This is a genomic window from Nitrospirota bacterium, assembly GCA_016212215.1.
Lineage (GTDB): Bacteria > Nitrospirota > 9FT-COMBO-42-15 > HDB-SIOI813 > HDB-SIOI813 > JACRGV01.
The window spans coordinates 1-24,750 of sequence record JACRGV010000133.1 but is presented as its reverse complement, the minus strand read 5'-3'; the positions used below and the strand labels follow the sequence as shown (position 1 = coordinate 24,750).

The following is a 24,750-nucleotide window of genomic DNA, read 5'->3' as shown; positions in this document are numbered from 1 at the left end:
TATATAAAAATCATTCCTGAAACAGTTTCATCGCACCACTTAATTATTAAAACCAACGAAACTACAAAGGGTATTAAATACCTGCTTCCCTTTTCAAAGATAATTACATGGGATTGATATAATGGACTGTGAACGGTTACGCTTAACCTAAACTATTCGCGCCATTGCTCTACTCGACAAAGGACAATGAAAACCCCACCCTCACCCTAACCCTCTCCCTGAGGGAGAGGGGGCTATGTTGATTCCCTCCCCTTCAAGGGGAGGGGTAGGGTGGGGATGGGGTTTATTTTCGGATGAACCCCCATGAGCCTTCGGCTCACAAAGGGAAATGAAAATCAGCGGGACAGGAATGTCCCGCCTATTCTCGTTGATATGGATAGGCGGGGTTTTCTTACCCCGCCGGAAGAGATTTTAGGGTGAACACAAAGGAGACAAACTATGCTTAAAACAAAACAAGTTATCTTAATGACAGTGTTATTTATCTTATTCCTGCCGGTCTTTGTTCATGCAGGGGGAGGTGTGGTGGACCTGCCGAAGACAGGGCAGACGACCTGCTATGATTCTATTGATGGAACAGCGATCCCATGTGCCGGAACCGGTCAAGATGGAGATATTCAGGCGGGTGTTGCCTGGCCCAGTCCTCGTTTTACAAATAACGGTGATGGTACTGTTACCGACAACCTCACCGGCCTGATGTGGACACAGGATGGGAATGCACCAGGCCCGTTCTCATGTTCTCCTACTGCGGATAAAACTTGGCAGGGGGCATTGGATTATGTGGCTTGCCTTAATTCCAATAGTTACCTCGGTTATACCGACTGGCGCTTATCCAATGTGAATGAGCTTGAGAGCCTAATCAATTCAGAACAAAACAATTCGGCCGCATGGCTAAACACGCAGGGATTCAGCAATGTGCCTTCTAATATTTACTACTGGTCGTCCACTTCCCTAGCTTTTAGAACTTCTGGCGCGTGGGCCGTTGGTTTGGACCAGCCAAATGTGTTCAACTCCGGTAAGTTATTCAAAAACTGGATGTGGCCAGTACGTTCCGGACAATTGGGTTTGGTAGAATTATGGAAGACAGGTCAAACTACCAGTTATGTACCGGGAGACGATGGAGATATTCAGGCAGGGGCAGCTTGGCCAAGTACAAGGTTCACTATTAGTGGGGACTGTGTGACAGACAATCTGACTGGCCTGATGTGGGCAAAGAATGTTAATCTTTCCGGGTTTGCTATGTCATGGCAACAATCGTTAGATTTTAGTAATGGGCTGAGTTTATGCGGTTACACAGACTGGCGCCTTCCAAACAGGAAAGAGCTACATAGCCTTACTGATTTCTCACAACGTAATCCTGCTCTGCCATCAGGTCATCCATTCCTGAGTGTGCAACCTGGCTGCTATTGTGCCTATTGGTCGTCTACTTCCGGCGCTGGCTACTCGACGAACTTTGCATATACAGTCAATATATTTGATGGTAACGTGAGCGGTGCTGTTAGGACAAACAACAACTATGTGTGGCCAGTACGTGGGAACTTAATTCACTCAATAACTGGTAGTATAACAGAAAACGGAGTTGGGCTTGAGAGTGTAAACATGAACCTCACCGGCGATTCCTCATCCACGACGACCACGGCAACGGATGGTACATACAGCTTCACAAATCTTGCAGATGGCAGCTATACAGTTACACCATCCATGAGCAACTATAATTTTACGCCTCCAAGCCGGTCAGTTACCTTAGCCGGTGCTGATGTATCTGCTCAGGATTTTGTTGCTACATGTATTCAGCATACCTACTATCATGATCTGGATGGTGACACGTATGGTAATGCCGTTGATACTATTCAGTCTTGTACACAACCGTTCGGATATGTAACAAACAGTGCTGACTGCAACGACAGCAGTGCATCAGTAAATCCTGACGCTGTCGAGGTCTGTAATGGTATTGATGAAAATTGCAATGGACAGATAGATGAGGGTTGTATTCCTGATTTAATAGTCACTATCCTGACAACCCCATGGACAACACTCCCCGGTCAGTCCATCTTGCTATCTGATACTACAAAGAATCAGGGTACTGCCGATGCAGGCGCCTCAACTACAAAGTTCTACTGGTCTGCCAATGCATTTCTGGATAATAGTGATGTCCTGCTTGGAACCAGGTCTGTCCCTTCCCTTGCCGCAGGTGCAATAAGTTCAGGGAGTACGTCAGTGACTGTACCTTCACCCTTAACATGTTCAGGTATGACAACATTCTACATCATATCAAAGGCAGATGCAGACGGGGTTGTTGCTGAATCCAATGAGAACAACAATAAAAGGAACAGAATTATCAAGGTAGGCCCTGACCTCATTATTCCGGTACTCACAGCCCCGTTAAATGCAGGTGCAGGTAAAACCATAAGTGTAGGTGATACCACAAAGAACATTGGCGGATGTACAGCAGGTGCCTCAACTACAAAGTTTTACTTGTCTGCTGACACCATATTAGATTCAGGTGATACACTGCTTGGAAGCAGGGCAGTGCCGTCCATTACATCCGGTGCAATAAGTTCTGGAACCACTTCCGTAACAATCCCTGCCGGTACGGCAACCGGCAAATATTTCATCATAGCATGGTCTGATGCAGATAGTGTTGTTGCTGAGACTTATGAGGGGAATAATAAAAAGGTAAGGGCTATTAACATACTCCCTGACCTGATAGTCTCTATCCTGTCCGCCCCCAATACAGCAAGCGCAGGAGCTACGATAACAATCTCTGAAACAACAAAGAACATCGGCGGTAGTACTGCTGCGGCATCAACAACTAAATTTTATTTTTCTACAAATACGACTTATGACACAGGAGATACATTGCTCGGCAGCAGGTCAATACCCTTTCTTGGTGCAGGGGCAACAGATTCCGGAGGCACTTCTGTAACCATTGCAGCAGGTACATTAAGCGGTACATACTATATCATTGGGAGGGCAGACGCAGATGCGGTAGTGGCTGAGACAAATGAGAGCAACAATAATAAGTACAGGTTGATAACTGTGCCGTAATAACAGTTCCGATAATAAACCCACTCACAATGTCCATCATATTGGAGGGGGAGGAAGATTTCCTCTCCCTCTGTGAGTAATTCTATAATCTACATATTCAGAGAAAAATATATTGCGTTACGTAATTCAAACAACTTCTCTTTTGATAAGGTAGTAATTAACGATCCGATCCTTTCTTTTGAAACTGTCTGAATGTGATCACAGTTAACAGCACAATCAGTGTGCATCCCATCTTTTTTTGATAACAGCACTTCGCTTGGTATGTCTCTGATGGTGGTGGTTATTGGTGCGACTGTTACCTCCCCCAAATATTCCAATACAGAGTTCCTTGTTAAAATAACTACAGGGCGTTTTTTATCGGGAATCTTGAACTTGTACCATCTTACCTCACCCCGGTTCACTAATCACCCCATTCCTGTTCGGATTCCCAAACTCTGAATTCCGTTTTGCCGGCAGGATTATGCCGGTATCCTTTTTTATGCCTTTTCTCAAGGTTCTCTGTTTTTACCCGCTTGATAGCATCCTGCAATGCCTTACGTGTAAATGCTGAACGGGTTGTCCTAAGTTTCTTAACAACCATGTCAACAGCCTCCACCAGTTCATCATCTAAAGTCATTTGAATTGTTCTCATAGACACCTCATAAAAATATAGTTATTTATAGCTATAATAATCAACATAAAAATTGAAGTCAATAGTTCGCCCCGAAAACAGAGATAGGATTTTATGGCATCTATTTAAGATCGATTAACGGGACTTTTTAAAGCACTCAGCCCCTCCTATCTCAGGAAGATGAGCGGTTACAGCTCTATCCGGCCACTAAAGAAGCATTTTCATTCATGCACCGGTGTTTTTGACAGCCCTATTCCATGCATCTTACTATTTATCAGTATAGTCTGCGTTTTTGCTGCCTCATGTAGTCATACTTAACTCAAAACACCTCTGCCTGATACGATTAAAGAGACTCGGCTAGATATGGGAAGGTTTTTACAGTTATGCCGGCATTGTCCCGTCTGATATAAGAGAAGGCTACGGCTTCTTCTTCCACATCGTCCCCACCCATCCTGACCTCGGAAATAAGTATGAGCTTGGCTTGATAAGGACTACGTATGTGGCGGCGAATGAAGTGGGGGTGTTGTAGAGTAATATTGAAAATACAATCAGGGGATATTGCAGATATGGGATGGGTCGCTCGGCTGAGATTTGTTTTCTGTTATACCGCAATAGCGGGGGAAGATCAATATTATGAGGAAATTATTTTAGATCCCGAACAAGTCAACAATTCAGGAAGGTTTGTTTATAAAGCATATTGGAGAATCTGATTGGTGACATTATAAAAGTATCTCACCGCATATAAATTCTATCTGCTTCTTTGCCACATCCCTTTTTATATTGTTCATGACCTCACCGAGTCTTTCCTTATTATAAATATCTATTAATTCATTGAGATAGCTTTCATCGGAGTAACTTCCTTTATTAAGTCTTTTAAGTAATGGTATCAGGTGATGTGGAAAATATTCGTTTAAGACCCTGTCCAGCTTCTCAGCATTCTCCCGTACTTCTTCATTACTGAAAAGATCAACAACTGTTTGTAACCTTTTCTTGGTCTTCAAGACCTCAGTGTGTGGTTTAAGTTTCAACTTTTCTGTTTGTATGGCTTCTTTAAAAATAGTTCTTAATTTATCAAGGTCAGAAAAGTATTTTTCTTTTCGAGCTTCATCAGCCTCAATCTCACGGCAATCATTCTCACATCTTAATTCATCTATAACCTGTGAGAAATCATCAATAATCTTCCCATCTCCAGTGGCTATAAAAAGCTTTGCGACATCACCAGCCTTGAAAAACCCATATGTGCCATCAAAGTATTTCCTCGTTTTTGCAGAGCGGAGTCCCAACTGCATCTTTTTTATCAAGGCCATATATTCAGGTCTGTCTTTCTCAAGCTGCTTGATCAGACTCTCTGCCTCATCATAAGAAAAACCAATATCTCTACCTTTTTCTACTTCCTCTATATCTCCATTTTCATAAATACAATACATTGCATCTTCATTAATTCGTTCACTGTCATCAAGTATCTTGTTGTCTTCACCAATATACCGGTGAATCTCTTCTATCCTTTGTTTCAGTATTCCCTTGAGGTTTATCTCCTTATCAATTTTATCCACAGGGAGGAAGTTTTTAATATGTATAACATCTGCCTCAGAGCCGATCCTGTCTACTCTCCCAGCCCTTTGAATAAGCCGTACAGGGTTCCAGTGCAAATCATAATTGATAATAACGCTGCAATCCTGCAGATTAAAACCCTCACTCAAGACATCGGTTGCAATCATAACATCTATTTTTTTAGAGCCGCTGTAATTATTGGCAATTGGGGCAAAATAAGAAGCCTTTTCAGGGATAGCAGAACCCGTATTGCTGGTCACATAATCAACATTTGAGATTTTATCTTTAAGCCTTTCATAAATGTAGTTAACTGTGTCTGCATATTCACTGAAAATAAGTATCTTTGTGTCAGCATTCTTACTTTTGATATCAGTTATAATTTCACAAAGTTTTTCGAACTTCTTGTCATCATCTTCCGGAATTGTATTGAGATCACCTTTTATTATTTCAAGCAGTTGTATGTCTGAAAGTATATCCTTTTTAAGTTTTTCGATGTTAAAGTCCTCAGTCCTGTAGTCACGTGTTATCTCTTCAATCTCTTCCCAGATGTCATCAAGCTCATGTCTGTAAATTGCATCTGCCGCCTTTTCACCAGCGGGTACAATACCTTTTTCATCAATGATTTTATAAAACCTGTGGTGAATCCTTAGAAGATTATCTATGGTCATTCTGAATGCATAGATGGAACTTTCAAGGCGTTTAAACAGGTTGACCTTATGGAAGACCCTCAGAGTCTTAATAACTTTTTTCAGGGCGATATAGGGTTCAATATCTTTTTTCCCCCCTACCACATAATCCCAGAGATTATATCTTGCAAACGTAAGTTGTTTAAGTGTTGTCTTTATCTTTTCATAAATATTGTGATATGTCTCATTAATATTATATGAAATTGTTCTAAGTCTTCTTTCAGGAAATACGAGGTCTTCGCTGTCTGAAGAATAAAATTTCTTTATATGTCTTCTTGTTCTTCTGATAAGTATATGTTTTAAAAGCTCCTGGATGGGGAAAATACCTTCCTCTGCCTTTGTGAACAGATTCCTAAGATGAGTCTCACCTTCTATGGGAAATATGTTTTCTTCTGTCTGACTGAAGAGCTTAATCTGGTTATAGATATTCCACACCGATGTATTCTGTGGTGTAGCAGTCATTAGAATTACCTGTTTATCTGCCAGAAAGGGTTGCAGCTCCTGATAACGCCTGGCCTTTGTGCTCCTGAAATGATGGCTCTCATCTATAAGCACTACTTCCCTGCTTTCATATCTTTTCAATATGCTCTCGTTATCGTATATTCCCCTGTAAATCATACCCCTCGATACAATCTCAGCATCTATCCTGAACCGTTCTTTAAATCCTCTCCACATCTCAATAAGTCCGGGAGGGGAGATTATAAGCGCCCTTTTATTCAGATGTCGTAAGAGTCCAGCACCTATAAAGGTCTTTCCCAGCCCGACTACATCACTTATAAAGACACCGTTATATTTATTCAGGATCTGGTAAGCCTGCATAATTGCAGCCTTTTGGAAGGAATAAAGCTGTGGCATCCCCTCCCAGTTCCAGATAGTGGATACCTGTGTTTCAAGGCTGCTTTTTACAAGATGATAAAGGGTCAGTATATAGATATCGTAGGGATTAACTGTCTTAAGTGCCCATGATTCATTAAATCTGTTGATTAATACCTCTTCAAAGGGGACAGCCTCTTCCCATAGATTATCAAACCAACAGTTTAGCTCCTCGTAATTATTCTGCCCCCGGACAAAGGTATTTAACTCGGTGTTATGATGAAAGCCGCTGATAGTAAGGTTACTTGAGCCTATAATGCCTATCCCTTCTGAGCGGGTTGCCTCAGATGCATCTCTTGTATGCTTGAATATATACGCCTTTGCATGAAGGGGATGCCTCGTGTAGACCTTTATTTTTAATTTTCCATTTATTATAAATTCCGACAGTCTTTTTATATTCCGCTCTCTGTCAGATGTGTGGGGAAGCGCCTGAAGATTTCCTGTAATGGCCTCTGCAATGTTATCCCTTATTTTTTCTCTTTCTGACTTTCTCTGGATCCTTCCAGCCTCAAAAGTTTCTTTAAGCTCTTCTTCGCCGGCAAGACTCTGGGCAAGCTCTTCGATTGTGTCTTTCTGGAGTGTATTTCCCGTTAGGATTTTTACCTCTTTAAGTTCTCCGAGTTTTTCTGCAATTTGATAAAAACCTGATAGATAGAGATAGCCAACAGCAAACTTGGCCCCGTCACTGCTGTTGAGAATGGCATTTATTTCATCTCTGAGTTTTACATTTCGATTGTCTATTATATCTGAATATGGCATGATTTCTACTTAAATGAAGGAATATCTACAGGTAAACCTACTCTCATAAAAAACCTTGCAAAGGCTTGAGACAAATGCTCTCTATATGGGGGCAATAGCCGCAATCTTTTCTGCTGTGTATCTTTAATTTCGTTTATAAGGAGAAAAGGGATACTATAAACTGACCGAAAATCCACAACCATAAAATCTCTTTCCATTTCATTAATCTCACACCTATTTAAAAGGTGATAACCTGGAACATTGCCCTGTCGTAATGCTTCCTTTCCTTTTCTACCCTTAAAAAAATCATCCCTTATTTCAAACTCATTTAGCGGCCATATAGGGCAAACAAGGACTAAATCAATTTTCCCCTGAACGAGGTCGCAGGATTGACTCATCACAATAACATCATACTCTTTTACCTCAACGGGTACTGTAATTTCTTCCTTCACAGATGGATAATATCCGGAAGAGGGGATAAAAATAGGGCATGAGAAGAGCATGTCTCCTTGCAGAACTGGCTCGTCATTACTAACAATCTCATACCAGAGGAATTTTTGTTCTTCCATAGATTAGCTTTCTAAATAGGTATTTTCAACGTCAACAAAGATCTGTGGTTCTGCTTTACGAATCCGAGTTATTCTGGCTTGAATCATAAAGCTATTTCGGGGTTGCATTTTGACTACTATATCATGTTCTAGCATCTCTTCCATGGGTCTTTCTACATCTCCAAAAGTTTCAGATCTGAAATTGAGGATGACTACATTTACATAACTTGCCGTATCACATGAAATATAGCTTTTTGTATGGCCTCTTTTCAAAGGATGGGTAGCAATTAGGAACTCTGCATCTACATTATTTCTTGAACTAGAAACAAGAGTAATCATATCAGTATGGCTTATTTTTTCCGTTGTCATTGTCTCAACCATTATTCAAACCTCCTTTCGAGTTCTCCTTCAATTAATTTAAAGAACCAGTCATCTGTTAAGTCATGGGCAGCATTTAACCAATCACCAATTCTTTCCGGCATAGGTAATAATTCTTCATTTGTTGATTGAACCATAGTTTCCCATATTAAGGCATCCGTATTTTCTTTTTTGCCCCTGACAAACCTTAAATTAATCATTCCTTCAGGCTTTTTACACGGAAAGGAAAATCTCAAGTCAAAAGACGAAGGCAAAGAATCAACTCCAGTATTTTCAAATAACTTTGGATAAGCTGTTATTCCCGTCTTCATATGTCGAGACATAAAATCAATAATATTATCAGACTCAAAATTGAACTCAACAGCATCAATGTATCTCAAAAGCAGGCTGTTGATTTCCAGTTTTTCTATCTCAGGGTATACATCAAAAAGGGCTTTAAAGGCATTCATGGCCTTTTTCTCAAAGTCTTCCCATATGTATCCCTCTGTATCATTCACAGTAAGAATCCCTGGCCCTATCTGGACAAGCGGCCATTCATTTTTCCCTTTCCTGAACCTGTGCTGAATTATATAATCAGCCATATTATCTGGGATAGATGCAGTTGGCAACATCTCATGATATGGGTATTCTTCTTTAAACTTCGAGTAGAGGCTTCCTATAAGTATCTTATAATGAGGGTCTATTCTTATACCCTCTACCCGCTCGATTAGCTGCCATTTTACCTCAAAGATTGTCTCAATGAGTGGTTTGTTTTTTAAAACCTTTCTTGGCATTATGCTCCTCCTTTTTTTATAGTATCATATACTAAATAAAATCAGAATTTTTTATTTTTTGCGTTCATCTTTACCTCAATCACCCTTGCCAGTTTTGGATACCTGCGGAAGAACCAGTCTTCAACCTCTTTTATATCAGCTTCATTGAGGTTATACATATCATAAACCAGCCGATCTATCTCAACCTGTTCGTTGGTCATGTAGTCATATCGGGGGTCTTGTTTTTGTTTGGAGATGATGGAGGAGACTAACTGCTTAATTCTATCTTCAGTATTTTGTAATACAGTTGCTACAGGAAACCATGTTAAGGCATCTACTGCAAATTCGACATTGTGTTGAATAAATACTTTAAAAAGTAATCGTGCTACTTTTGAGCATAGTACGCCTAAAAGAAATTTTTCATCGAAGAATTCACAAAAACAAGTTGAGCCTTTATTATCAAATAAAGCTTCACTATTTATCCTAAAGGTTGGAGCATAAATTCCTGTTGAAGAAAAAGTTATTCCTCTTTTAAACCAATAATCTTCATTTCTGATCGTTGCTTTGTGATATCCTGACATTCTGCCAGTTCTTATTCTCAATTCTTTTACATGGTCTTGCGACCATTTTACATAGAATCCTGTTTCCACATAATAGTTTGGTAGCCAACCTTCATCTATGTCTGATGAGCCACCTTTGTCATAAGGTAATATATAACGGCCATTAAAATGTAAAGGATCTACACCATACAACTTTTCGTTTCTTGATAATTGAGCTATTTCTTCCGGTTTAAGGATGAACTTTCTATTAACTATCTCAATATCACCTTTTTCTTCCTGAGTCTTTAATAAAAAGTGGTTGTTTTCACCTGTATCTATTCCCTTTTTAACTTCTGTCACATCCCCCAGCTTTATCAATTCCAGTTCCTTCCCATTAAAATCCACTGAATAAATTGGTGGTTCATCTGTCCGCCTGATTGTATTTTTAATATTTCCAACATCCCGCATCAATCCAAAAAGTTTAGGAGATGCTATAAAAAAAGAGTGGTTTGAAAATATCGTGATGAGCTTTTGTTTATAGGCGAAGATGGCCATGTCACGGTCAGAGTAGATGGTGTGGCCGTCAATTGCTGCCCCCTCACCCTGACCCTCTCCCGCAAGGGGAGAGGGTAACTGATTTTGTTCTATCAATATTTCAAAGGCTGCCTCAAGTTCACCTTTTTCTATAGATAGGGGGGAGAAGTCTGCGGCAAGAATCCAGTTTTCGTCCCGTGTTCCTTTATCCCATGAGGGCAGGAGGGAGCGCCTTTTAAATGTATATACTCCGACATTCACAGTAGCGCCGAAGGTGTCAGACGGACAGGAGATCAGGTACTGGCAGTCAGCATCTGAGAGGAGTTTATCCCGTAACGGCTTATGTGTCCTTATAGTCTGCCATGTGTCGGACATTATGTAGCAAAGGGTTCCACCCGGCCTTAGGATTTTCAGGCCAAGGGCGGTAAAGATTCCATAACTGTCCTTATTCCCAACCCCAAATTCATCTTTTACAGACTCAGGCACCTTGACGCCGTAAGGCGGGTTGCCAATAACAATATCAAAACCTTGTCTCATCTCAAGGATTTCAAAGAAATCAAGCCCCCAGTTAAAACGAGATATCAGGCTGTCTACATTATTGATATGTTCATTTATAATCCCAATCTCTCTTTGCAACCTCTCCTTTGCCTTTTCTTCCTGCTCAGTAAAGAGGGTTACATCTCTAATGAGTTTACCATCTGTCAGATTGTAGAGTTCGTTGTCCTTATCCTTTACCATTCGCCTTAACAGCCATACAAAGAGGTCTTTCTTTGCCTTCTCAATCTTTAGCCTGTGTGTATCCTTCTTATCCTTAGATGGTATATCTTCATAAGCCTTTTTGAGGCCGATGAATCTATCCATCAGCTCGGTACCCTTTGTATCAAGCCTTACAGCCCGCTCCATATCAAAGTCTATCTCGCCGATCTTTGTTATAAGACTATCTCCTTCAATTACATGGTAGTCAAGATTCGGCAGAGGGGGGATGTCTTTTATGTTTTTAACATTCAGATCAACAATCAGTGAGAGCCATAGTCTCAGATTTGCAAGGTTTACAGCCCTTCTCTGGATGTCAACACCGTAGATATTGTTTTCTATAATTATCCGCTTGAGCCGGTAACGGTAGTCCTCTTTGTTTATTTCAAGAGGGGCAATGATTGAGTCAATGGCTTCAACTATTTCTACTATTTTAAGGAGTATACCCACAGGAAATGCCCCTGAACCAACCCCGGGGTCTACAATCTTTATATCAAGGAGTCTCTCTTTTATCCCGCTGAGTTCGTCTTCTCCAAGCTCATCAGTCTTGAGATTAAAGACAAGTTCCTTTAGTTTTTTCCTGCTGTTCTGGAAGGACTCTGATAGATAGTTAAGCAGGGCCTGCTTAACCATAAAGGCCACTATAAACTTTGGGGTGTAATAGCTCCCTGTCTGTCTTCTCGCATCAGGGATATCCTTGAATTCTGCCTTCTCAAGACTGAGGACTAACTGTTCAAAGATTGTTCCAAGCATCTCAGGGTCAATGGCAACCTCCTGCTCTAACTCTGTATCCTCACGGACTGTGAAGTTATATCTTTCAAGGAGGTACTCAAATACAGCTTTAAATACGTTATTCGGAATTGTTATAGAATCCTCTATCAATTCAAACTCAAAAAGTCCTCCATTAAGGAAAGGTATCCCCTTGAATCTCTCATCAATAGAGGCAGGGAAGGCAGGGTCGGATAACTTTTTAAAGAGGGGAAGAAGAAAGTCTTTATAATATTCCCCATCTATGTTTCTGAAGTTCCCATAGAGATAGGCCGTGTCTTCACTCAGGAAATTCTTTTTTTGAATGTAATAAAGGAAAAAGAGCCTGTTAAATATATTTTGTGTAATGGTATCTGCTATGTTGTCATTAAGGCGATTTGTTCTTTTTATTTCTTCTCTGAACGCTTTATAGTAAAGAACAAAGTCCTTATAAAAATCTCTGGAAACTTCCTGGACATCAAATGCCCTGTTACATTTTTCATGTACTGTCAGGGCGGAGTCATCATCATTTACTTCAATAAGGGCAAGCCTCTCCGATGCAGTCCTGAGTCTTTCAGTTCTACCTGCAATGATCCTTCTAAATGGCCTGATTTTTCTGTCAAATCCCTCTTTCTCAAACCGGACATATTTTATGTTGGTAAAGTGCCATTCTGAATAATCTGTATTTGTGAAAATGACGAGAGAGTGGTGATAATGCTCAGCCACCTTTTCAGCAAGCGGCCGTTCTTTTCCTTTAAGCAGACTCTCAATCCGACACAGGACTATGTAAAACTCATCCTGTCTGGCAATAATTCTCAGGTTTTTTATTCCATCTCTTAGCCTGTCGGTAAGGATGGGAAAGATGTTTTCGTTAAAGGGGTGATAATTAAGGTCTTCAGCAAAGAACCGCTGCAGTGGCTCAGGCGAACCATCTGCTATGAGGGATTCAAGGCGTTTATTGATAATCTTCCATTCTATCAAATGGATAATTCCCTTAGATTTTTTAAACTTAATGTCTTTACTTTATCAATAAAATGCCTGCTGTTTGCCTGATGCTCAAGAAGATATACCTCTTTGCCATTATCAAGGCAACTGGTAAACAAACCTTCAAGGTAACCATCCGGCTTAATATATAGGAAAAGAAAACGATTGACAAGATTAAAGATAAGGTCGTCTCTTGTATCAACGAGTCTTTTTTCTATGCGTGATTTATTTAGGAATGGGGATACAATCAGTAACCTGCCGGAAGCCATGATACTGGATAAATATAAAGGAATTTTTAAATTTTCTATCCCCTTTGCGAGAAAATATATAATACTGGCCTGACTCTCTTTCCTGTAATTTTTCAGCGCCCTCTTTTCCATAGTGGATTGCCAGCCGCCACCAATCACTATTGGAAGTTTGAGTATTTCGGTAAATGTCTCATTTACAGTATGATAAATGGATAAAGGGATTTCTCTTGAACAATATACAGCTATAGGAGAACACGTAAGTAACGATTGGTTTCCAATAAAATAATAAGGAGTGCTGCCTATATCAGTGTAGCCTGGCAGTGAGTAAGTTTTATCTGAAATATATCACTCCATTCATGTTTATCCCTCAAAGGAATCCTCCTTATGATTAATTAAATCAGATAGATGTTTAACAATAAGGCTTTTCCCGTTATAATAACGAGGGATACCCTGTTAGTTAACTTTTACTGACCTCATTGTAAAATAAATGATTTTGATAAGCAAGGAGTTCTATGTTGCTTCGTATTTTCTATGAAAATTCTCTGAACCCCTGATTTTTTCCTGATATTTTCATTGATTTTTTGGCGTAGTCATGCTATTTATAACACTCTCTTTTTCACGAGAACCGTCATGAAACTGGGTTTCACAAATGGCCATGAAAATCAGCGGGACAAGAATGTCCCTCCTATCCTCGTAGATATGGATAGGCGGGGTTTTCTTACCCCGCCGTAGAGGACTTTAGAGTGAACGATATTTTTGAAGAATCTAAGAAATATATAATGAATACGTATAAGCGGCTTCCGTTGTTTATTAACAAGGGGCGGGGTAATCGTATTTATGACGGTGATGGTAAGGAGTATCTGGACTTTGTCTGCGGTATTGCTGTGAATAATCTCGGACATTGCAATCCGAGGGTTACTATTGCATTTCAGAAGCAGGCTCAGAGGCTTGTTCATACGTCTAACCTGTTTTATACAGAGCCGCAGGTTGTTCTTGCAAAACGGCTGGTGGAAAATTCATTTGCAGATAAGGTGTTCTTCTGTAACAGCGGGGCAGAGGCAAATGAGGCTGCGATCAAACTTGTAAGGAAGTTTTCGAGTGATAAAGGGAACGGCAGGTATGAGATAATTACTGCCTTTAACTCCTTTCACGGCAGGACCCTTACTACTATTACTGCAACAGGCCAGGAGAAATTCCATAAGGGTTTTGATCCGCTTGTCCCAGGTTTTTCTTATGTACCGTTTAATGATATTTACATACTCGAAAAGGCTATTACTGAAAAGACCGCAGGGATAATGCTTGAACCGATTCAGGGAGAGGGCGGTGTTAATATCCCTGATGACGGTTATCTGAAACGTGTGCGTAAGGTATGCGATGCTCATGGGATACTTATGATTCTTGATGAGGTTCAGACAGGGATCGGCAGGACAGGGAAACTTTTCGGCTATCAACATTCCGGCATAGAACCGGACATAATGACATTGGCCAAAGGCCTCGGCAATGGTCTTCCAATCGGGGCTATGCTTGCAAAGGAAGAAACGGCCCAGGCATTTTCACCGGGGACTCATGCATCAACATTCGGCGGCACACCGCTGGTTTGCTCAGCAGCAGCAGAGGTTATAAAAATAATCACAGAGGATGAGATAGTCTTAGAAAACTGTGCGAGGATGGGCGCTTATTTTATCGAAGAATTGAATGGCCTGAAGGAAAAATTCCCTAATCTGGTTAAAGATGTAAGGGGAAAAGGCCTGCTTATAGGGATGGAGTTGAATATAAAGGGTGAGGATATAGTTTCTGAATGTATTAAAAAAGGGGTTGTGATTAATTGCACAATGGACCGTGTATTAAGGTTCCTCCCGCCATTGGATATAAACCAGGCAGACATAGATGTTCTGATAGATACACTTGATTCAGTATTTTCTGCGATAAAGGATTAGCGAAGCTCCCCCTCACCCGGACCCCCCTCCTGCCTCCACCCGCAAAGGAGGGGGGAGGAATTTGGTAGGAATTTAATTGCAGCTCTCCCGCTGGGGGAGAGGGAGGCTAACGTTTATTCCCCCTCCCTTGACGGGAGGGGGTTAGGGGGAGGGTGAGCTATGGAGATTTTCAGTTGAAACGTGATTTTTTAACAATATTCGATATTACCCCAAAGGAACTTGCATCTCTCCTTGCCAGGGCAGGTGAACTGAAAAATCTGCACCAATCAGGGGTTGAGACACTTACACTAAAAGGTAAGACCCTTGGTCTCTTGTTTGAGAAGCGGTCTACAAGGACGCGTATCTCATTTGAGGTTGCTATGTTTCAATTAGGCGGTCACCCCACCTATCTATCCCCGCATCAGATTCAGATGGGCAGGGGTGAGGCAGTGGGTGATACAGCACGGGTGTTTTCAGGATACCTTGATGGGATTGTTGTTCGTACCTTCAGCCACGCGACAATTGAAGAATGGGCAAGACATTCTACTGCTCCTGTTATAAACGGGCTTACTGATTTACACCACCCGTGTCAGGCAATCGCTGATGTCCTCACAATACTTGAGAGGAAGGGGAGGGTTGACGGCATAAAGACAGCCTATATCGGAGATGGAAATAATGTTGCACATTCGCTTATAGAGATTGCAGCAGTTACAGGGATGGAGATAAGGGTTGCAACGCCTCAGGGGTATGAGCCTGATAAGACAATTACAGCAAAGGCAATTGAGGCAGCAAAAGAGACCGGCGCAGTAATAAAGGTTATGTATGACCCATTGGAAGCAGTGAAAAATGCTGATGTTGTATATACAGATGTCTGGACAAGCATGGGGCAGGAAGAAGAAGATGAGGTACGTAAGCAGGTCTTCCGGAAATACCAGATAAACCGTGAATTAATGCAAACAGCAGAGAAAGATGCTATTATAATGCACTGTCTTCCGGCACACAGGGGTGAAGAGATCACAGAAGAGATGATGGAATCTCCTCAGTCGGTAATATTTGACCAGGCTGAGAATAGGCTGCATGCACAGAAGGCGCTGCTGGAGATGCTGTTGAGTTGACGCTGAAGAATGCCCAATTGCGGCGTCAGGACTGCGGATTCGAGTCTCAACGTACAGGAAGTACGCCTCGACTCAAATCCTTGTCCTTCCTTGCACTTGTGCATTTTTGAGCGTCAACTTGTGATAGAACACTAAGTTTATTCCCTCCCCCTTGATGGGGGAGGGTCAGGGTGGGGATGGGGTTTATTTTCGGATGAACCGCCATGAGCCTTCGGCTCACAAAGGTACATGAAAATCAGCGGGACAGGAATGTCCCGCCTATCCTCATAGATAGGGATAGGCGGGGTTTTCTTACCCCGCCGGAGGAGATTTTCGGATGAATGTAAAAAAGGTTGTCCTTGCCTATTCAGGCGGGCTTGATACGTCGGTAATTATAAGATGGCTGATTGAGAAATATGGGTGTGAGGTAATAGCGTTTATTGCTGACCTTGGGCAGTCTGAAGATATTGAGGCAATAAAAGAGAAGGCCATTAAGACAGGGGCAAGTAAGGGTATAGTGGAGGATGTGAGGGAGGAGTTTGTAAAAGACTTTGTCTTTCCTGCACTCAAGGCAAATGCAGTGTATGAAGGCGTGTATCTCATGGGAACATCTCTTGCAAGGCCGCTTATTGCACAAAAACAGATAGAGGTTGCACGGAGAGAGGGTGCTGACGCAGTGGCACATGGGGCAACAGGGAAGGGGAATGACCAGGTCAGGTTTGAGCTTACCTATCTTGCACTGGAACCTTCAATAAAAGTAATAGCCCCGTGGAGGGGTTGGGAATTTTCATCAAGGACTGAACTTATAGAATATGCACAGAAACATGGGATACCGGTTCCTGTGACAAAGGCGAAGCCATATAGCTGTGATGCAAACCTGTTTCATATCAGTTATGAAGGTGGAATCCTTGAAGACCCCTGGGCCGCATATCCTGATGATATGTTTACTTTAACAGTATCACCTGAGTCTGCACCTGACAGCCCGCTGATTATAGATATTGAATTTGAAAAGGGTATACCGGTTGGGATTGCCGGCAAGAGATTATCCCCGGCAATGCTTTTGTCTGAATTGAACCGGATTGGCGGTGCTAACGGCATAGGCAGGGTTGACGCAGTTGAGAACCGCTATGTAGGCATCAAATCAAGGGGTGTGTATGAGACGCCGGGCGGGACTATACTTCATGCGGCACACAGGGCAGTTGAATCTATTACTATGGACAGAGAGGTTATGCACCTTAGAGATTCGCTTATCCCTAAGTTTGCAGAACTTGTTTACTACGGCTACTGGTTCTCTCCTGAGATGAGGATGCTTGCTGCTGCTATTGATTCCTCACAGGAGAATGTGACCGGTACAGCACGTCTTAAACTTTATAAGGGAAATTGTATTGTAATTGGAAGAAAATCTGATGTGTCCTTATACAACCCTGAGATTGCGACATTTGAAAAGGGAGAGTTATTTAATCAGCAGGATGCAGAGGGGTTTATTAAGATAAATGCAATGCGTTTGAAGATGCAGAGAGGGAGCGGAGTTTAGAAGCGAGAAGTAAGAAGTTAGAAGCAAGAGGCAAGAAGATTCAGAATCCCCTCCCCTTCAAGGGGAGGGTTAGGCTGGGGATGGGGTTTAGCACGGGAAAAACAGAAGCAAGAAGTAAGAGGCAAGAAGTAAGAAAAAAGCATGAGGACAGAAGATAGAATGCCAAGGAAGAAGATGTGGGGGGGGAGGTTTTCAGGCTCCACAGAGAAGATTGTTGAGGAATTTACAGAGTCAATATCGTTTGATAGACGGCTGTATAAATATGATATTGAGGGGAGCAAGGCCCATGCAAGGATGCTTCAGAAGATAGGTGTCCTCAAAAAGAAGGAGCTTTCAGCAATTATCAAAGGGCTGGATGAGATAAAGAAGGATATAGATAACAACAAATTTGTGTTTTCCGTTGACCTGGAAGACATACACATGAATATAGAGAAAAGGCTTATTGAAAAGACAGGCACTGCCGGTGAGAAACTTCATACCGCAAGGAGCAGGAATGACCAGGTAGCCCTTGACCTCAGGTTATATCTTCGTGATGTAATTAAAGAGACTGCCGTCCTTATTTCATTGCTCCAGAAGGCCATAGCCGGTAATGCACGCAGGAATATTGATATAATAATGCCTGGATACACCCATCTTCAGCCTGCACAGCCTGTGCTCTTTTCCCATTATTTACTCGCATACTATGAGATGCTTGAGAGAGACAGGGAGCGGTTCATTGACTCTCTTAAAAGGGTAAATATCATGCCGCTCGGATCAGGTGCAATTGCAGGGACATCTTTTCCACTTGACAGGGAATATGTAGCAGAACTGCTTGGTTTTGACAGGGTAACAAAGAATAGCATGGATGCAGTAAGTGACAGGGATTTTATCCTTGAGTTCCTTTCTGATAGTGCTGTACTTGGTATGCACCTCTCAAGACTCAGCGAGGATATGATACTCTGGTCTACACAGGAGTTCAGTTTTATTGAACTGCCTGATGAATTTTGCACCGGCTCAAGTATGATGCCCCAGAAAAAAAATCCTGATGTGCTTGAGCTTATCAGGGGAAAAAGCGGAAGAATCTACGGGAATCTCTTTTCATTGCTTACGACTATGAAGGGACTTCCCTTAACATACAACAGGGATTTACAGGAGGATAAAGAGCCTCTCTTTGACACAGTTGATACAATAACTGCCATACTCCGTATCCTGCCGGGGCTTATATCCGGTATGATTATTAAAAAGGATACAACCTTGAATGCAGCGGACAAGGGGTATATGTGGGCAACAGATATGGCGGATTATCTTGTAAGGAAAGGGGTGCCTTTCAGGACATCACATGAGATTACCGGAAAGGTCGTCGGCTACTGTGTAAATAATAACAAAAAGTTAGAGGAACTGAGTATTGCTGAACTTAAAAAATTCTCTGACAGATTCGGAAAGGATATACATGACATATCAACACCTGAAAAGGGTGTGAACATACGTAAGGTAACAGGCGGCACAGCAAGGGAGACAGTTTTAAACAGGATTGCAGAGATTGCCACTCACATCCCCCCCTTAGTAAGGGGGGGAACGGGGGGGGTAAGCGGAGATTGTCAGGATGAAGGTTATATTTATTAGCATTGCAATCCTGTTTGTTTTATTTGTGACAATCTCTTCATGCGGTAAAAAAGGAGACCCGATACCGCCTGATAAGATAAGTACATATAACTTAAATATTGATACGAGCAGAGGAGAAAAAAGATGAAGAAGAAAATGAAGGTAATATTAATTTCACCTGAGAATAAGAAGTCTATTTATGCCTACAATAAAAAGGATGTGAGGTCATTCTGGTTTCCTAAACTGGGCTTACCGACAATAGCGGCGAATACACCGCCGGATGTTGATGTAAGTATTGTTGATGAGTGTATTGAGGACATAGACTTTAATGTTGATGTAGACCTTGTCGGTATCACGACCATGACGTATCTTGCACCGAGGGCTTATGAAATATCTGAGAAATTCAGGGCAAGAGGAGTAAAGACAGTGCTTGGAGGGATCCATACGAGTATGTGTCCTGATGAGGCAAAACAGCACGCAGACAGTATTTGTGTGGGAGAGGCTGAGCATACATGGCGTCAGTTGATTGAAGACTTTAAACTGGGTCAGATGAAACCTGTTTATAAGCAAGATGAACTTCCAGACCTTGCAGGTCTCCCTGTTCCACGGAGAGAGCTGTTTAAACCGAACTCCTATTGGACAACGAACTGTGTTCAGACAAGCAGGGGATGTCCTTTTACCTGCGACTTCTGTACGGTCGCAATCTTCGGAGGTAATCAGTACCGTTTAAGACCTGTGGATGAGGTTGTAGAGGAGGTAAGGAGGCTTAATAAGGGTTTTATCGTGTTTGTTGATGATAATATTGCGGGTAATAAGGCTTATGCAAAACAGCTTTTCAAGGCACTCATCCCGCTCAAGATACAATGGGGGAGCCAGGCGAGTCTGACAATGTCGAGGGACCCTGAACTTATGGAGCTTGCGGCAAAGAGCGGTTGTACAGGATTGTTCATCGGCGTTGAGAGTATATCAGAGGACAACCTTGCGGCAGTAAATAAGAGGTTCAACAAGGTCAGTAAATTTAAAGAGGAGTTCCAGAGATTTCATGATTACGGGATACTTATTCAGACGGGTATGATCTTCGGCTTTGACCATGATGATGACTCTATATTTGAACGTACTGTTGAGTTTCTGCAGGAGAACAGGATAGAGCTTGTTATGTTCAATATAATCACCCCTCTGCCGGGTACAGGCTTCTATAACAAGATGAATGAGGCCGGCAGGATTATTGACAGGGATTGGGCAAACTACGATGGAAGGCATGTTGTATTAAAGCCGAAACTGATGAGTCCTGAGACACTGCAGGAGGGATTCTGGTGGGCATATCACAAGTTCTATTCTTATCCCTCAATGGTTAAGAGGATTGTGCCAAGTTTCTTTAAGGTACCAAGAAAGATGCTTATTGTAGAACGTCTTGCAATCAACTGGGCATACAGGAGGATTATAAAACGTATCCCTGAAGGGAGCCTTACACCGCTTGCAAAGGTATTGCCTACAATTTCCGGTGTAATCCCATCAAGAGAGACAGAAGGGATTATACCTAATGCAGTCAGTACCTTAAAGGAAAAGATTGAGAATGTGTCGGAACAGGTTAGTACCGTTGGAAACGAACTACTTATCAAGGTTAAGAAAAGCCCAAAGGTGCAGGCTTTGCTGATAGAGCTTGACGGTACGATGGATAAGATAAATGCGCTGGAATTAAAGAGCAGGATCATCAATGCTATTGAGAAATCAAAGATGGACATCGTGATAAATTTCGAGAACCTGAAAGGCATAACCCCAGCGGCCTTGAGTGAACTTTTCGATGCCGGCCTGAAAGATAAACTATCACCGGTTAAATTAAAATGCATCAACCTGAGCACCTCCTTCCGTGAGGCGCTGGATCAGATAAGCCATGCAAAACTGATGTTTGTGGAGATTAAGGCTGAGGAAGTGTATTAAAGGCAGTGAATGGTGAATAGTGAATGGTAACAGCAATCCGAATTCCCTCCCCCGCCGGGGGAGAAGGTACATAGAGAATGAGCGGGACAGGAATGTCCCGCCTATCGTTAAAATATATGTGGATAGGCGGGGTTTTCTAACCCCGCCGGAAGGATTGTCGGGAAAGAGGAAACAGATATGCATGATTTTAAGTATGTTGGCAATGAGCTTTACTGTGAGGAGGTTCCTGTAAAAAAGATTACGCAGGAGGTTGGATCTCCTGTGTATATTTACAGTTCCCGCACTTTAAAAAACCATTACTATGCATTTGATACGGCCTTTGCTGAGATTCCTCACATTGTCTGTTTTGCAGTAAAGGCGAATTCAAATCTTGCCATATTGAACCTGTTTGCAAAAGAGGGGAGCGGGGCGGATATTGTTTCAGGCGGAGAGCTGTTCAGGGCTATAAAGGCCGGTGTTGACCCGCAGAAGATAGTATTTGCAGGCATCGGTAAGACTGAAGAAGAGATTACCTATGCACTGAATTCCAATGTCCTGATGTTCAATGTGGAGTCTCCTCTTGAATTGCAGAAGATAAATGAGGTTGCAGGAAAACTTGGTGTAAAGGCAAGGATTGCCTTACGCGTCAACCCTGATATTGACCCTAAGACTCATCCCTATATCTCAACAGGACTCAAGAAGAGCAAGTTCGGGATAGGGATAAAGGGCGCACTGGAAGAGTACCAACTGGCTTCAACACTGCCTAATATCGAGATTGTGGGGATACACAAGCACATAGGTTCGCAGATAACCGAGGTCGGGCCTTTTGTTGCAGCACTGGAAAAGATACTTAACCTTATTAAGCAGTTGAGAGAAACCGGCATTGACATAAAGTACATTGATGCCGGAGGCGGGCTTGGAATAAGATACAATGAAGAGGAACCGCCTCACCCGCGGGAGTTCGGTGCCGCCATTATGCCTATGCTTAAAGACATGGGTTGTACGCTGATATTTGAACCCGGTAGAGTGCTCGTTGGAAATGCAGGCATCCTTGTTACAAAGGTTTTGTATTTGAAGACCGGAGAGACAAAGAATTTTGTAATAGTTGATGCAGGCATGAATGACCTTATCAGGCCGAGCCTGTATGATGCGTTTCACAAAATTATCCCTGTTGAGGAAAAACAGGCAAAAGAGATAACTGCTGATGTGGTTGGCCCCATCTGTGAGTCCGGAGACTTTCTTGCAAAGGACAGAAAGATTCCCCAGCCGGAGCCGGGTGACCATCTTGCAGTTATGAGTGCCGGTGCTTACGGATTTACCATGTCATCCAATTATAACTCAAGGCCCAGAGTGGCAGAGGTTATGGTTGAAGGAGATAAGTATCATGTGATAAGGAAGCGTGAGAGCTATGAAGATTTGGTCAGAGGGGAATCGTTGGTAAACAGTAAGTAGTGAGCAGTAAGCAGAAGTTAGAAGCAAGAGAAGAATTCCCTCCCCTTCAAGGGGAGGGTTAGGGTGGGGATGGGGTTTTATAAATGAAACTTAAATTCACCAAAATGCACGGCCTCGGCAATGATTTTATATTGATTGATGCTATTGCACAAAAGGGACTGCCACAGTTATCCTCATTCTGCAAGGAATATTCTGATCGCAGATTCGGGATTGGTTTTGACCAGGCATTAATACTTTATCCGTCAACAAAAGCGGATTTCAGGATGGAGATATTCAATGCAGATGGTTCACAGGTGGAGATGTGCGGCAACGGTATAAGGTGCTTTGCAAAATATATCTGGGACAGGGGACTTTCAGACAAAGAAGAACTTGCTGTAGAGACGCTTGGAGGGATTATAAAACCTGAGAAGGCCGGTGATTTGGTGCGTGTGGATATGGGCGAGCCGATACTGGATGGCCCTGCTATTCCTGTAAATTTAGAAGGCAGGATCAAAGGATACCCACTAAGTATTGAAGACCGTGAGTTCAGGATGTCATGTGTATCTATGGGTAATCCCCATGCTGTTATATTCATGGATAATGTGAAATCATTTCCTGTTACAAAATACGGACCGTTTATTGAGAATCATACGCTTTTTCCAAAACGTACTAATGTGGAAGTTGTTGAGGTAATAAATAAGGAAGAGGTCAGGATGCGTGCATGGGAGAGGGGATCAGGAGAAACCCTTGCCTGCGGCACAGGGGCATGTGCCTCAGCAGTTGCATCATATCTGAATGGATTTACCGGCAGGGAAGTTACTGTTCACCTTGCAGGCGGGGATTTAAAGATAGAATGGTCAGAAAAAGATAATCATGTGTATATGACAGGACCGGCGGTGGAAGTGTTCAGCGGAGAAGTATCAATAGTAAGCAGGTAGCAGTAAGCAGTAAACAGGTAACAGATTAAAAGCCGAGAAAAAATAAAGACACCCTCCCCGGCTCTGTATTGGGGAGGGTTAGGTCAATAAAGAACATTCCCTCCCCTTCAAGGGGAGGGTCAGGGTGGGGATGGGGTTAGAGGAGGAAGAAATGTTTCAGGGTTCTATGGTGGCGATTATAACGCCGTTTAAAGACGGCAAGATTGATGAGAAGGCTTATGGGGACCTTATTGATTTCCATATCTCTAACGGCACGGACGGCATTGTACCGTGCGGTACTACCGGAGAATCTGCCACACTCTCCTATGATGAGCATAACAGGCTTGTAAGGTTTACAGTAGAGGCATCGGCAGGAAGGGTTCCGGTGATTGCAGGGACAGGGTCAAACAGCACTGATGAGGCAATATACCTTACAGCTTATGCAAAACAGTGCGGTGCAGATGGCGCACTCCTGATTACCCCTTATTATAACAAGCCGACACAGGAAGGGCTTTACAGGCATTTTAAGCAAATTGCAGAAGAGGTGGACATCCCTGTAATCCTTTACAATGTACCAGGCAGAACGGGCGTCAATATGCTTCCTTCCACTGTTGCAAGGCTCTCTGAATTGAACAACATTACAGCAATAAAAGAGGCGAGCGGCTCAATGACACAGGTATGCGAGATATACCGTTTATGCGGGGACAATATTGCGATATTGTCGGGTGAAGATGCAATTAATTTCCCGATTCTTGCTTCAGGCGGCAAGGGGATGATTTCTGTTACTGCCAATATTGTCCCCAAGCAGATGGCTGATATGTGGGATGCTTTTACCGGCGGGGACATAAACCGTGCAAGGGCAATCCACTATGACATGTTTGACCTCCATCAGAACCTTTTTATTGAGACAAATCCCATACCTGTAAAGACAGCACTTTCCATGATGGGGAAATGTACAGAAGAGATGAGACTCCCGCTATGTGCAATGGGAGAGGGAAATAAAGAGAGACTAAGTCAAGTATTGAGGGGACACGGGCTGATATAAAAATCAGGGTTCGAGGGGCAAAGGGTTCAAGTGAGCAGAAGCAAGAAATTAGAGGTAAGAAGTTAGAAGAAAGAGGTAAGAGAAAACATAAGCCCCCCTCACCCGGACCCTCTCCCGCCAGGGGAGAGGGATGCTAAGTTTTTCCCCCTCCCTTGACGGGAGGGGGTTAGGGGGAGGGTGAGCTATGGTGATTTTCGGATGAACTGTCATGAAACGGAGGTTTCACAAAGGAGGATGAAAACCACCCCCCCAAGCCCCCCCTTGTTAAGGGGGGGAAAGTTCCTTTGGTGCTCAATGGCCAACGGCAATCCCCCCCTTTGTTCAAGGGG

Annotated in this window: 19 protein-coding genes; 11 read left to right on the top strand and 8 right to left on the bottom strand. The window is 42.5% G+C overall.

Annotated elements, in window-relative coordinates; genetic code table 11:
• Positions 1–438 precede the first annotated feature (438 nt).
• Positions 439–3,045: a DUF1566 domain-containing protein gene (locus tag HZA08_12355; GenBank protein ID MBI5194214.1), complete on the top strand. Its 2,607-nt coding sequence runs from the start codon at positions 439–441 to the stop codon at positions 3,043–3,045.
• A gap of 89 nt (positions 3,046–3,134) precedes the next feature.
• Here the strand turns inward: HZA08_12355 and HZA08_12350 are convergent, their stop codons facing one another.
• The 8 genes from HZA08_12350 to HZA08_12315 form a co-directional block, all read right to left on the bottom strand.
• A complete protein-coding gene (locus HZA08_12350) occupies positions 3,135–3,446 on the bottom strand; it encodes a type II toxin-antitoxin system PemK/MazF family toxin (protein ID MBI5194213.1) in 312 nt (103 codons plus the stop codon).
• Positions 3,446–3,676, bottom strand: coding sequence for a CopG family transcriptional regulator (locus HZA08_12345; GenBank protein ID MBI5194212.1), 231 nt, complete (start codon positions 3,674–3,676; stop codon positions 3,446–3,448). Before HZA08_12345 ends, HZA08_12350 begins: the two co-directional genes overlap by 1 nt.
• A 698-nt stretch (positions 3,677–4,374) precedes the next feature.
• Entirely contained in the window at positions 4,375–7,524 is a 3,150-nt protein-coding gene (locus HZA08_12340) for a hypothetical protein (protein ID MBI5194211.1), read from the bottom strand.
• A 5-nt stretch (positions 7,525–7,529) separates the two neighbouring features.
• Entirely contained in the window at positions 7,530–8,072 is a 543-nt protein-coding gene (locus HZA08_12335) for a hypothetical protein (protein MBI5194210.1), read from the bottom strand.
• Between the two features lie 3 nt (positions 8,073–8,075).
• A complete protein-coding gene (locus HZA08_12330; protein MBI5194209.1) occupies positions 8,076–8,432 on the bottom strand; it encodes a hypothetical protein in 357 nt (118 codons plus the stop codon).
• Positions 8,432–9,202, bottom strand: a complete 771-nt coding sequence (locus HZA08_12325; protein MBI5194208.1) for a TIGR04255 family protein — start codon at positions 9,200–9,202, stop codon at positions 8,432–8,434. The genes HZA08_12330 and HZA08_12325 overlap by 1 nt, the downstream gene beginning before the upstream one ends.
• A 41-nt stretch (positions 9,203–9,243) precedes the next feature.
• On the bottom strand, positions 9,244–12,735 hold the full coding sequence (locus tag HZA08_12320; GenBank protein MBI5194207.1) for an Eco57I restriction-modification methylase domain-containing protein: 3,492 nt from the start codon (positions 12,733–12,735) through the stop codon (positions 9,244–9,246).
• A complete protein-coding gene (locus HZA08_12315; protein MBI5194206.1) occupies positions 12,732–13,145 on the bottom strand; it encodes a hypothetical protein in 414 nt (137 codons plus the stop codon). The genes HZA08_12320 and HZA08_12315 overlap by 4 nt, the downstream gene beginning before the upstream one ends.
• Before the next feature lie 620 nt (positions 13,146–13,765).
• Here HZA08_12315 and HZA08_12310 point away from each other — a divergent pair.
• The 10 genes from HZA08_12310 (at position 13,766) to HZA08_12265 (ending at position 24,421) form a co-directional block, all read left to right on the top strand.
• Complete coding sequence (locus tag HZA08_12310; protein ID MBI5194205.1) at positions 13,766–14,923, top strand: aspartate aminotransferase family protein; 1,158 nt, start codon at positions 13,766–13,768, stop codon at positions 14,921–14,923.
• Between the two features lie 152 nt (positions 14,924–15,075).
• Positions 15,076–16,017 carry an ornithine carbamoyltransferase gene (gene argF / locus HZA08_12305; protein MBI5194204.1) on the top strand — a complete coding sequence of 314 codons (942 nt, stop codon included), beginning with the start codon at positions 15,076–15,078 and terminating at the stop codon, positions 16,015–16,017.
• 316 nt (positions 16,018–16,333) lie between these two features.
• Positions 16,334–17,530, top strand: a complete 1,197-nt coding sequence (locus tag HZA08_12300) for an argininosuccinate synthase (GenBank protein MBI5194203.1) — start codon at positions 16,334–16,336, stop codon at positions 17,528–17,530.
• Between the two features lie 159 nt (positions 17,531–17,689).
• Entirely contained in the window at positions 17,690–19,132 is a 1,443-nt protein-coding gene (argH, locus tag HZA08_12295; protein ID MBI5194202.1) for an argininosuccinate lyase, read from the top strand.
• Positions 19,113–19,259, top strand: a complete 147-nt coding sequence (locus HZA08_12290) for a hypothetical protein (GenBank protein ID MBI5194201.1) — start codon at positions 19,113–19,115, stop codon at positions 19,257–19,259. Before argH ends, HZA08_12290 begins: the two co-directional genes overlap by 20 nt.
• Positions 19,256–21,049 carry a B12-binding domain-containing radical SAM protein gene (locus tag HZA08_12285; GenBank protein MBI5194200.1) on the top strand — a complete coding sequence of 598 codons (1,794 nt, stop codon included), beginning with the start codon at positions 19,256–19,258 and terminating at the stop codon, positions 21,047–21,049. Before HZA08_12290 ends, HZA08_12285 begins: the two co-directional genes overlap by 4 nt.
• A 19-nt stretch (positions 21,050–21,068) precedes the next feature.
• Positions 21,069–21,281 carry a hypothetical protein gene (locus HZA08_12280; protein MBI5194199.1) on the top strand — a complete coding sequence of 71 codons (213 nt, stop codon included), beginning with the start codon at positions 21,069–21,071 and terminating at the stop codon, positions 21,279–21,281.
• Positions 21,227–22,480 (top strand): diaminopimelate decarboxylase, encoded by a 1,254-nt coding sequence (gene lysA, locus HZA08_12275; GenBank protein MBI5194198.1) that lies wholly within the window; start codon positions 21,227–21,229, stop codon positions 22,478–22,480. Before HZA08_12280 ends, lysA begins: the two co-directional genes overlap by 55 nt.
• A gap of 83 nt (positions 22,481–22,563) precedes the next feature.
• Entirely contained in the window at positions 22,564–23,397 is an 834-nt protein-coding gene (locus tag HZA08_12270) for a diaminopimelate epimerase (protein ID MBI5194197.1), read from the top strand.
• 151 nt (positions 23,398–23,548) lie between these two features.
• A complete protein-coding gene (locus HZA08_12265; protein ID MBI5194196.1) occupies positions 23,549–24,421 on the top strand; it encodes a 4-hydroxy-tetrahydrodipicolinate synthase in 873 nt (290 codons plus the stop codon).
• Positions 24,422–24,750 lie beyond the last annotated feature (329 nt).